Here is a 10853-nt window from a genome sequence, read left to right as displayed (position 1 = left end):
GGGCGACATCACCGCTATTGACTGGAGCCAGGTCGAGCCCGTGGACATCCTCATCGGCGGCTTCCCCTGCCAGGACGTGTCCACCGTCGGCAAGCGCGCCGGCATCGCGCCAGGCACCCGCTCGGGACTGTGGGCACACATGGCCGCAGCGATCGACGCGCTCCAGCCTGATTGGGTCGTCATCGAGAACGTCCGCGGCCTGCTGTCCTCACCCGCCACGCGGCCCGCCGCAGTAGGAGACGACCATGAACAACGCAACCCCCGTGACGCAACCCCCGACGGCGCAACCCCTGGCTCATGACACTTGAGCTGTTTTCGGGGTTGTCGTCGGTGTTCGTGCTGGTCACTGGCTTGGGTTGGGTGGAATTGACGTACCCCGCTGCTGGGTATGGTGGCGCTCGTGGTGTTCATCCGCCGATCCGCTGGCCGCTCGGGCGCCACGAAGGTCCAGATCGCTGAGCGTCGCGCTGGCCGCAACGTGATCCTGGAGCACATCGGCACCGCGCACGACGAGGCGGAGCTCGCTGTGCTGATGCAGATCGCTCGTGAGCGGATACGGCCCGGGCAGGAGGCCCTCGATCTTGGCCTGGACGACGCGCCGGCCGGGACGGGTCGGGCTCGCGGAGTCATCACGAGCAAGCGGTGCGCGCTGTTGTGGGATGTGCTGACCAGCGCCTACGCCCGGCTCGGGTTCGACGTTCTGGGCGATGACGCGTTCATGCAGCTGGTCCTGGCCCGGCTGGTGGAGCCGACGAGCAAAGCCGACAGCGTGCGCGTGTTGGAGGAGATCGGGGTGCCTCATGTGGATGTGCGGACCTTCTTCCGCGCTCTGGACCGCGCCGTCCACCGTGACTATCGGGGACAGATCGCCGCAGCGTGCTTCGCGCACGCTGCCCGCCACGGCGACCTCACCCTTGTGCTCTACGACGTGACCACGCTCTACTTCGAGGCCGAGTATGAGGACGAGCTGCGCAAGGTCGGGTACTCCAAGGAACGCCGGGTCGACCCGCAGGTCGTGGTCGGGCTGCTGGTCGACCGGGGCGGGTTCCCGTTGGAGATCACCTGCTGGGAGGGCAACAAGGCCGAGACCGCCACCATCCTGCCGACCATCCGCGCGTTCCAGGAACGCCACGGTGTGGCGGACATGGTCGTGGTCGCCGACGCCGGGATGCTCTCCTCGAGCAACCTGAAAGCGCTCGACGAGGCCAACGTGCGGTTCATCGTCGGGTCCCGCCAGACCAAAGCGCCTGCCGATCTGGCGTCCCACTTCCGCTGGCACGGCGACGCGTTCACCGACGGGCAGATCATCGACACCATCACCCCGCGGCATGCCGGCGCGACCAGCGAAAACGACACGCACCTGCGGGACGAGCCGGTCTGGGCGCCGCAGACGCATCCGAAGTCGTGGCGGGCGGTATGGGCGTACTCGAGCAAGCGGTCCGCCCGGGACAACAAGACGTTGACGGCGCAGGAGAACCGTGCCCGAGCCGTCGTCGCGGGTGAGCGACCGGCCCGCAAGCCGCGGTTCGTCATGATCAAGGGCGATGCGGCGGTCCTGAACGAGAAGGACCTCGCCAGGGCTCGCAGCCTGGTCGGGTTGAAGGGCTATGTCACCAACATCCCCGCCGACGTGATGCCCGCGAGCGAGGTCATCGCCAGCTACCACGACCTGTGGCGGGTCGAGCAGTCGTTCCGGATGTCGAAGTCCGACCTGCGGGCGCGGCCGATATTTCATCACGAGCGCGACGCGATCGAAGCCCACCTGACCGTCGTCGTCACCGCGCTGGCCGTCGCCCGTCACCTACAAGAACTCACCGGGCTCAGCCTGAAGAAGATCATCCGGGCCTTACGGCCCCTGCAGGAGATCACGGTCAGCATTGCCGGCCACGAACACCTCGCCGCCGACCCCCTCACCCCAGCCGCGAAACACATCCTGAAGTCCACCGCCCACCCGCAGGAAAAATGACGTACCCCGGTGTCATGACTCGGGTGGATCAGGTACGCGGCTGGTTCACCGCCGAGGCGACTCTCTGGACTGACGTTGACCGCTTCCTGGCACGTGAGGCAGTAAGGCTCGCCCGTCAGTTCAGTGGAACTCACACCGTGCGGAGACGAACAAGCGCCTGGGTGGAGCGGACGCCGTTCATTTGGCCGCAGCCGTGCGGCTTGGGTGCGACTACTTGATGACCAATGACGGAGGGTTTCCGATTGGCCACGATGTGGACGGAGTGCGCGTCGTGCGGCCAACCGAAGTGTGGGAGCGGCACCTGCTAGACGATCTCGATGCGTGAGCCGCCTCCTCAACCGCAGCACATCGCCTGCGCTCCGAGCGGATGGGTCGAAGAGTCGAAGAAGTGGATGTCATCGCGCTTCACTCGGTCTCCCTTTCCGACACGAAGTGCGACGCGATAACGCTCGCACTCGGCATGGAGTCCATCAACATCCAAAGCGCCGACGTGCACGCCGATCGCCACGTGCGATCCAGCCATGTTTGCCGCAATGGCGCGTGCAATGTGACTGTCCGTCTCTTGGAGCGAGGCACCGAGAATGACGGTCGGCGTCGTGTTGGTGACAAGCCTCTGGAAGGCGAACGACAGTAGCGCCGACTGCTGGATGAGGCTCATCTTCTCTGTCGCGCTTCCCCCGCTGACCAGCAGAGGCGCTCGCGTTCCGGAGGCCGAGAGTCCATCCTCCGCCTGAACCAGGATGTTCCCGGAACCGTAGCGGTACTTGCCCGCGATGCCCGTGCGAACGTCCTGCCACAAGTGCAAGCCCCCGTGAGGGTAGAAGACCTCCGTGTAACCGCTCCACACGTCGGTGTCCGCGGGGTTGAAGTGCTCGCCATCGAACATGAAGTCCACCATCCTGGTCTCCGCGACACGGGCCATATGAGACCAGTAAGCCACCAAGTCGTAGTTCAGAACGTAGACCGACGAGCAGTCGTTCATCGCAGCCGCATAATCCGCTTTGACGCTGTCCCGGAGACGCTCGTAGGGGACGTGCACCGATCTGACCGCCTCGAACAGCGCGGCGCGAACCCCCTCGTAGAGAGGTTCGGTCCAGGCGGCATCGCGCTCGACGGCTTCGAGGAACTCTCGCGCCTCGACCAGCCGCCCGAGCACGAACTCGAAGTTCTTGGTGTCCAGACGGTCAAACAAGTCGGCGGCAGCCGCACCAAGCGTCGCTTGGTCGAAGAGGGACGAGTACGAGAAGTCAGGCCATATGTTGATGCTGGCACCGTTACCGATAACGAGAGTCCGGTAGTCGGCACTATTCTTGATCTCGTCCCAGGCAGGAAGTGCCGACTCCTCCTCCGTCGCTGTCATGCGGCATCGTGACCGATGGTCTCGGCCTGCTTCAGGATCAACTCAGTGGCTTGGGGCGTCTTGTCGGGCGGGTAGCCGTGCTTCAGCAGGAGCCGCTTGATCGTGGTGCGCAACTTGGCGCGGACCTGCTCCTTGACGCTCCAGTCGGTCTTGGCGTCGCGGCGCACGATGTCGGTGAGTTCGTGGGCGATCTTCTTCAGCGTCTCATCCTGCATCGCTTCGCGGGCGGAGTCGTTGTCGCGGAGGGCGTCGTAGAAGGCGAGTTCGTTCTCCGTCAGCCCGGTCTCTCGGCCTCGCGCCTGCTCGGCCTTCAGCGCCTGGGCGAGGCGGACGAGTTCGGCCACGACGGCGGCGGTGTCGAGGCTGCGGTTCTGGTAGCGCAGCAGGGAGGCGTTGAGCATCTCGGAGAACTGTTTGCCCTTGACCAGGTTCCGCCCAGCGATGGCCCTGATCTCGGCGTTCAGCAGCCGCTTCAGCGCTTCCATCTGGATGTTGGGCCGGTCGGACTCGGTGATCTTCTTGACGAACGCATCGTCGATCAGCGAGATGTCGGGGTTGGCGATCCCGGCCTCGGCGTAGATGTCCACCACCCCGGTGCCGGTCATGTTCTCCGAGACGATCTGGCGGATCGCGGTGTCCAACTCTGCCCCAGCGTCGGTCGCTCCACGGCCTGCATTCTCGATCTTCGCGATGGCAGTGCGCACGGCATCGAAGAACGCCACGTCGTCGCGGATCGCCGTCGCCGCATCCGAAGCGGGGACCAGGGAGAAGATCGAGCGCAGCCGGGCCACGTGCGCGACGAACCGCTGCTTAACCGTCAGTTCCTTGCTCTTGCCGTCTTCGGTCTCGCCTTCGACGCCCTCAAAGGCGTCCTCGACGTGCTCCTGCTCCAGCAGCCACTCGACGGTGGCCATGACGGCGTTGATGTACGCCTTCGGGGTCTTCTCAGCCACCAGTGGTCGCCAATCGAAGCCGGACAGGATCGAGCACACGATGTCGTGCTCGGTCTCCATCTCCGGGATCGCGGTGGCTTCGATGTCGGCCCCGACCTGGCCGTTGTCGCGGTCACGCTGCGTGTAGTCGCCCAGGGCGGTCTTCAGGTCCTCGGCAATGCCGATGTAGTCCACGATCAGGCCAGCGGGTTTGTCGCGGAAGGTGCGGTTCACGCGGGTGATCGCCTGCATCAGCGACACCCCGCGCATCGGCTTGTCCACATACATGGTGGTCATCGCCGGGGAATCGAACCCGGTCAGCCACATGTCGCGAACGATCACCACATCCAGCGGATCGTCCGGGTCCGAAGCCCGCGCCTTCAGCGCCCGCATCCGCGCCTTGTTGCGGAGGTGGTCCTGCCAGTGCTCGGGGTCGGTCGCGGAGCCGGTCATCACGACCTTCATCCGCCCGGTCGCGTCGTCGTCGGTCGCCCAGTCGGGGCGTAGGGCGGCGATCTTGTCGTGCAGTTCGACGGCGATCCGCCGCGACATGGTGACGATCATGCACTTGGCGTCGGGCATGACCTCCTTGCGCTTGTCCCAGTGGGCCACGATGTCGCGGGCCAACTCCTCCAACCGCTCGTCAGCACCAACGATGGCCTCCACCCGTGACCAGCGCGACTTCAACCGCTCCTGAGCGTCTTCCTCGCTGCCGGAGACGGCCTCGGTGAACGCTGAGTCGATGTCGTGCAGCGCATCCTCGGGCAGGCGCACCTTCGCCAGTCGCGCCTCGTAGAGCACCTTGACCGTCGCGCCGTCCTCGACGGCCTGGGTGAGGTCGTAGGTGTCGATCACGTCCCCGAAGACCGCTGTGGTGGAGCGGTCCTTGGCCTCGATGGGGGTGCCGGTAAACCCGATGAACGTCGCGTTCGGCAGGCCGTCGCGCAGGTGGCGGGCGAACCCGTCGATGAAGTCGTAGTTCGAGCGGTGAGCCTCATCGACCATCACCACGATGTTCGTGCGCTCCGACAGCGTGGGGAACGGGATGCCCGCGTCACGCTCGTCCTTGGACAGGCCGAACTTCTGGATCGTGGTGAACACGATCCCGCCCGACTGCCGCCCCGACAACAGCGTCTTCAACTCCGCCCGTGTCTCGGCCTGCACCGGGGCTTCCGGTAGCGGAGCGCCGATCTTGGTAGCGGCGAAGGTGTCCTCGAACAACTGGTTGTCGAGGTCGTTGCGGTCAGTCAGCACCAGCAGCGTCGGGTTGTCCATCGCCTGGTGCCGCATCAACGCACCGGCGGTCCAGGCCATCTCGAACGACTTGCCCGAGCCCTGCGTGTGCCAGACGATCCCTGCGCGACCGTCGCTCTCGACAGCCTCGATGGTCTCGAACAGGGCTTTGCGGACCGCCCAGTACTGGTGGTACTTCGCGCCGATCTTCGTCATCTTCGCGCCGTCACCGGAGTAGGCGAGGAAGTTGCGTGTCCAGTCCAAGAACACCTCCGGGTTGAGGAACCCGGCGACCATTACCTCGATCTCGGGCCGGAACTTCGTCGCCAGGCTCTGCCCGTCGATGGTCTTCCACGCCTGGAAATGGTTCGCCTGCGCCGTGAGCGTGCCCATCCGCGCCAGGAACCCGTCCGAAAGCACCACTCCGGCGTTCCAGGTGAACAGGTCGGGAATCTGCGCCTTGTAGGTCTGAATCTGCACGTACGCACTGGCGATGGTGGCGTTCTGCGCACCCGGCTTCTTCAACTCCAGCAGCCCCAGCGGCAGCCCGTTGACGAACAACACCACATCCGGACGGCGCTCCTTCTTGGCCCCCTGGATCGTGAACTGGTTCACCGCCAACAGGTCGTTGCGGAGCGGCTCATCCCAGTCGACCAGCCGCGCCCGGACATTGCGCAGCACGCCCGCGCTGTCGCGGTACTCGACGGGCACACCCTGGGTGACTAGTTCGTACGCCCGCCAGTTCTCCGACTGAATGACCGGCGACTCGGGACGCAGCGCCGTCTTGATCGCATCCTCGACTGCATCGTCGGGAAGGTGCGGGTTCAGTCGGTAGATCGCATCCCGCAGACGACCAACGAGGACGACCTCGCGGTAGTCGGAGCGTTCCGCATCGAGCATGCCCGGTGCGATGTCCGGCCCGCGTACCGTGTGCCAGCCCTGCTCGGCCAGCATCTCCAGCACCCAGCCCTCAAACTCCGACTCCGCGACACTCACGAGGCTCCCGCCTCCACATCGCGCACCCGCACCTTGCCCGACATCAACAGCGGAAGAAGTTCGTCGCGCTGTCTGGTCAGGGCCGAGTTCTTCTCGTGGCAGTCAAGGACGAGTTCGTCCAGTGCTTCCAGTGCTCGCGCAAGATCAGGGTCGCTCGTCCACCGAATCCGCTGATCGCTGATCACCTTGCGATTGATCGAGGAGAAGACTGTTCCTTCATCCTCGTAGGCTGCCCAGAGGTCGGCCTTTGCCGTTAGCGACTGAAGCGCTATCGCTGGAAGCCCCGAGCGGAGTATCGCCAACCCTCGGCCAGTTGCACACCGCTCAGTTGCGACATTGACTCGACCGATGGGCGCACGCACAGCGAGGAGGAGGTCACCGGGTTCCGCAATACGGCGAGGTTGCGAGCAGTAGACACGGGTTGCCGGGTATCGGTCGCTGAAGTCCTTCACTCCCTGAAAGAAGGGCAGTCCGTCCCCGTCGAAGTTGTAGGTGTCTCCAGGCGGCGACTGACCCATCTCAACCTGCATGACTTCGGAGATTGGGACACGGGGTAGACCTTCCGTCGCACGCAGGAAGGCTGCCCGCTGAAGGCCAATAGCAGCCTGCGCGAGGCGGCGGTTCGTCTCGATGAGGTCATCGAAGGCCCCGAGCACACCCGCGATCCGCTCCTGCTCCTCCAGCGGTGGGAGCCGAACCATCTCCACCTGAGTGAAGACCTTCATCTGGAAGTTGGCGATCCCTGTGGATTGATTCTGGTACGACCAGACGCGACCGCTGGAGTACATCTCTTGTAGCCAGTAGTAGAGGTAGCGAGGATGTACTTGACTCCGGTCAGGGCGCAGCAAGCGGCAAAAACTGGCCGGGATAACTGGATGCTTGCTCCGGTCCAGAAGTTGCTGAGTAACGAGCGCGGTTCGCCCAGTTGGCTGTCCCTTCGAGCCGCCCGATATCTCCAAGATGATGTCGCCCTCCTGGAGTGCGCGGCTTGCCATCTTCTTCGGAGTCTCGTAGCGGAGTGGCACACTGTCGAGCGAGCCGCCCCTCACGGACATCAGGTCAGTGCCGCGGACCACGAGGCAGGGAGTCGTCTCCGCCGATGCTTCTTCGTCGCCCCATCCCCCACCAACAGCGAAGGTCAACAAGGACCCAGCGGGTGCCACTGTCGTCATTGGCCGCCCTCCAGATCGGCGAGAGACGCCTCGATCTGACTTTGAAGTGCCGCACGCCTCGCGAAGCCCTCGCGAATCTCGTCGCTGAGCCGCGCGATCTTCTCATCCACGGGTTCGCCGTCGTCTTCGGCTTCTTCGGTGCCGACGTAGCGCCCGGGGCTGAGTGCGTAGCCCGCGTCCGCAACCTGCTCCTTGGTCACCGACGCACAGAAACCTGGAACGTCTTCATAGGCGGGGAGGTCGGCGTCGCCGCGCCAGGCGTTGTAGGTGTCCGCGATCCGTGCAACGTCCTTTTCTGGGTCGAGGTTGCGGTGGGTGCGGTTCTCCATGTAGCCGAGGTCGCGGGCGTCGATGAAGAGCACTTCACCGAACCGGGGGCGGCGGGTCTGGCCGCTCTTGGTCTTCTTGCCTGACTTGTCCTTGGTGCACAGCCACAGCGACACCGGAATCTGCACGCCGTAGAACAACTGCGAGGGCATGGCGACGACGCACTCCACCACGTCGGCATCGACCATCCGCTGCCTGATCTCACCTTGGCCGGACGAGTTCACTGTCAGCGACCCGTTGGCCAACACCACGCCCATCGTGCCAGTAGGGGATAGGTGGGCCAGCATGTGCTGGAGCCAGGCGTAGTTCGCGTTGCCGGGGGGAGGAGCGCCGTAGGTCCAGCGCGGGTCATCAGTCAGGCGTTCGCCGCCCCAGGTGGAGATATTGAATGGGGGATTGGCCATGATGTAGTCGGCTCGCAGATCGGGGTGCTGGTCGTCGTGGAACGAGTCGGCCCACTCCGGGCCGAGGTTGGCCTCGATGCCGCGAATGGCAAGGTTCATCTTCGCCAGCCGCCACGTGGTCGGGTTGGACTCCTGGCCGAAGACGGAGATGTCGTTGCGAGAGCCGCCGTGCGACTCCACGAAGTGCTCGGCCTGCACGAACATGCCACCCGAGCCGCAGCACGGGTCGAACACCCGCCCGTTGTAGGGACGCAGCATGTCGGCCAGCAGCGACACCACCGAGCGGGGTGTGTAGAACTCGCCCGCGTTCTTGCCCTCGTTGGAGGCGAACTGCGCCAAGAAGTACTCGTACACCCTGCCCAGTACATCGAGCCCTGAGTGTTCGGCGGCGGCGAGGTCGTCACGGGAAAAGGTGTCGATCAGCCCACCGAGGGTGGCAGCGGTGAGTTCGCGGCGCGCATAGGTCTTGGGGAGCACACCCTTCAGCGAGGGGTTCTCCTTCTCGATGGCCTCCATCGCGGCGTCGATCCGCTGCCCGATGTCGGTCTGCTTCGCGGCCTTGCGCAAGTCGGACCAGCGATGCCCTGCCGGGACCCAGAACACGCCCTCGGCGGTGTACTCGTCCCGGTCCTCCAGCACAGCCTGGCGGGCGTCCTCAGTGGGCATGAAGTAGTCGCTGGACTCGTCAGCCACCAACTGCGCCAGCCGCTGCTGGCGGAACTCGAACTTGTCCGAGACGTACTTCAGGAACAGCAGCCCGAGCACGACGTGCTTGTACTCAGCGGCATCCATGGAGGAACGCAATCGGTTCGCGGACTCCCAGAGCGCATCTTCCAGACCCAGCGCGCTGGTCTTCGTTCCCCGTGCTGCCACTCGCATCTCCTCGTCAGGCGACGCCCCGCCTCGACGCGGGGACCGTCACAACCAATGAGGTGATCGTATGGGCTGAGACCGATGGGTGAGCGGCGGCCTCGCCGTTTGCGGCGATGATCTGCCGCCTCACGACGTGGGGTGCCACCGACTCCGGCGAACCCGTCGAAGGTGACGATCTCGGGGCGCTCGGCACCGATTGGCGATGCCGCGTCTTCGGCTTCCTCGCGGGCGATCCGTGCTTCGAGCCGGTCGAGCGCGCTATCGCTGTCGCGATCAGGCATCGTCATCGAGCGGGAGCCGGAACGAGGAGAGCCAGCCCAGCACTGCACGTGGGTCGCGACCTCCGCTTCGCAGTACGTGCATGGCTTCGCTGCGCTCCTGCCAGTAGGTGACGAACTCGCTCACGACTACCGACTCGGCGCGTTTGACGTTCTCACGGCTGGCAAAGATCGCGAACAGCACCAGGGGGCCTGACCCCGGTTCTTGGACACGCTGAATCCAGCACGTGGTGCTGGGGAAGCGAGATGATCCGAGAACCATGGCCAGGAAGAACTACTCCGAGGAGTTTCGTCGTCAGGCCGTCGACTTGTACGAGTCCACCCCGGGCGCCACGGTCCGCGGCATCGCCGAGGACCTCGGCATCGTGCGCGGCACGCTGCGGGGCTGGCTCGAGGTCTACGGGACCGGCAAGAAGACCGCCGCCGACGGAACGCTGACCTCCAGCCCGTTGCAGTCCAAGCCTCCAGGGCCGAGCCCCGCGGTACCCGAGGGTGAGGCGCCCGAGCAGAGGATCGCCCGACTCGAGGCCGAGAACGCGGCGCTACGTGCCGAGACGACCAAGCTCACCACCGAGCGGGAGATTCTCCAGCGGGCGGCCAAGTATTTCGCCGGGGAGACGCGCTGGTGAGTCGCTTCCAGTTCGTCGCCGACAACTCCGCCACCTTCGAGGTGAAGCGACTGTGCGCGCTCGTCGAGATCGAGCGCTCGTCCTACTACGCCTGGCTCAACGCCGCCCCCGCTCGCGCAGAGCGCGCCCGGGCAGATGCTGAGCTCGCGACGCGGATCAGGGCCGTTCATGCCGAGGACGACACCCAGGGGGCGCCGCGGATCACCGCCGAGCTCAACGACAACGCCCCTGCCGGTGAGCGCGTGAACCACAAGCGCGTGGCCAGGGTGATGCGGCTCGAGGGCATCCGTGGCTACGCGAAGAAGCGGCGGGTGCGGACCACGATCCCCGAGCCGTCGGGGCAGAAGTATTTGGATCTGCTCAAGCGGGCCTTCACCGCCGAGCGCCCGAACCGGCGCTACGTCGGGGACATCACCTACCTGCCGTTGGCCGACGGGACGAACCTGTACCTGGCGACCGTGATCGACTGCTACTCACGTCGGCTCGCCGGCTGGGCGATCGCCGACCACATGCGCACCGAGCTCGTGGAGGACGCCCTCAACGCAGCGGCCGCGACCCGGGGCAGCCTCAAGGGCGCGATCTTCCACAGCGACCACGGGTCGGTCTACTGCTCCAAGGCCTACGCCAAGCTGTGCAGGAAGCTCGGTGTCACCCAATCCATGGGCGGCATCGGATCGTCCGCC

General features: G+C 65.3%; 7 protein-coding genes and 1 pseudogene. 3 read left to right on the top strand and 5 right to left on the bottom strand.

All coding sequences use genetic code 11. From position 1 onward, the window contains the following. Both KILIM_RS20680 and KILIM_RS20675 read left to right on the top strand, forming a co-directional pair. Positions 1 to 301: DNA cytosine methyltransferase (locus KILIM_RS20680; protein ID WP_006594708.1), on the top strand; the 301-nt coding region annotated here is incomplete at its 5' end. A gap of 99 nt (positions 302 to 400) precedes the next feature. Continuing rightward, the gene (locus KILIM_RS20675; protein ID WP_255247696.1) at positions 401 to 1966 is read left to right on the top strand and encodes an IS1634 family transposase; all 1566 of its coding nucleotides are present in this window, start codon (positions 401 to 403) and stop codon (positions 1964 to 1966) included. 334 nt (positions 1967 to 2300) lie between these two features. Here KILIM_RS20675 and KILIM_RS20670 read toward each other — a convergent pair whose 3' ends face one another. From KILIM_RS20670 to KILIM_RS20650, 5 genes are all read right to left on the bottom strand, one after another. Further along, positions 2301 to 3326 carry a DUF4917 family protein gene (locus KILIM_RS20670; RefSeq protein ID WP_006594705.1) on the bottom strand — a complete coding sequence of 342 codons (1026 nt, stop codon included), beginning with the start codon at positions 3324 to 3326 and terminating at the stop codon, positions 2301 to 2303. Next, positions 3323 to 6487, bottom strand: a complete 3165-nt coding sequence (locus tag KILIM_RS20665) for a type I restriction endonuclease subunit R (RefSeq protein ID WP_040563999.1) — start codon at positions 6485 to 6487, stop codon at positions 3323 to 3325. The genes KILIM_RS20670 and KILIM_RS20665 overlap by 4 nt, the downstream gene beginning before the upstream one ends. Continuing rightward, positions 6484 to 7632 (bottom strand): restriction endonuclease subunit S, encoded by a 1149-nt coding sequence (locus KILIM_RS22900; protein WP_157551867.1) that lies wholly within the window; start codon positions 7630 to 7632, stop codon positions 6484 to 6486. Before KILIM_RS22900 ends, KILIM_RS20665 begins: the two co-directional genes overlap by 4 nt. Positions 7633 to 7655: 23 nt before the next feature. Continuing rightward, positions 7656 to 9269, bottom strand: coding sequence for a class I SAM-dependent DNA methyltransferase (locus KILIM_RS20655; protein WP_006594702.1), 1614 nt, complete (start codon positions 9267 to 9269; stop codon positions 7656 to 7658). Positions 9270 to 9536: 267 nt separating this feature from the next. After that, positions 9537 to 9725, bottom strand: a complete 189-nt coding sequence (locus KILIM_RS20650; RefSeq protein WP_006594701.1) for a hypothetical protein — start codon at positions 9723 to 9725, stop codon at positions 9537 to 9539. A gap of 76 nt (positions 9726 to 9801) precedes the next feature. On the opposite strand from KILIM_RS20650, the pseudogene KILIM_RS20640 reads away from it, so the two are divergent. Then, a pseudogene (locus KILIM_RS20640) lies at positions 9802 to 10853 on the top strand (IS3 family transposase); the annotation flags it as partial.

It is taken from the genome of Kineosphaera limosa NBRC 100340, from assembly GCF_000298215.1.
Taxonomy (GTDB): Bacteria; Actinomycetota; Actinomycetes; order Actinomycetales; family Dermatophilaceae; genus Kineosphaera; species Kineosphaera limosa.
The sequence above is the reverse complement of the archived record's forward strand: the minus strand, read 5'-3'. Positions and strand labels throughout refer to the sequence as shown.